This window comes from Virgibacillus sp. 7505, assembly GCF_002272135.1.
Taxonomy (GTDB): Bacteria; Bacillota; Bacilli; order Bacillales; family Amphibacillaceae; genus Terribacillus.
On sequence record NZ_NPBF01000389.1, the window covers coordinates 1 to 223 of the forward strand.

Consider the following 223-nt stretch of genomic DNA (forward strand, 5'->3'; position numbering starts at 1 on the left):
GCATTGAAGCGTGAACAGGGAATGCAGACAGGTGATACGGTTGTGTACGCCTACCGTTCACAAGTGTTTGTGACCCGTTCCCACGTTGCCTTTGTCAGAGGTGTGGCAAACGGCAAGCCGGTTATTGTCCATCAGCAAAAAAGGGGGATGTAGCTATATGGGAAAAGCAACGTTGCTCGTGTTGGATGGTTTTGGTGTTGGCGCAATGGCAGATTGCCGTGAA

The 223-nt window shown here is 50.7% G+C and carries 1 protein-coding gene; it reads left to right on the forward strand.

All coding sequences use genetic code 11. The annotated features are described in order from the left end of the window. The first annotated feature begins 3 nt into the window (after positions 1-3). Complete coding sequence (locus CHH91_RS21545) at positions 4-153, forward strand: hypothetical protein (RefSeq protein WP_353615343.1); 150 nt, start codon at positions 4-6, stop codon at positions 151-153. Positions 154-223 lie beyond the last annotated feature (70 nt).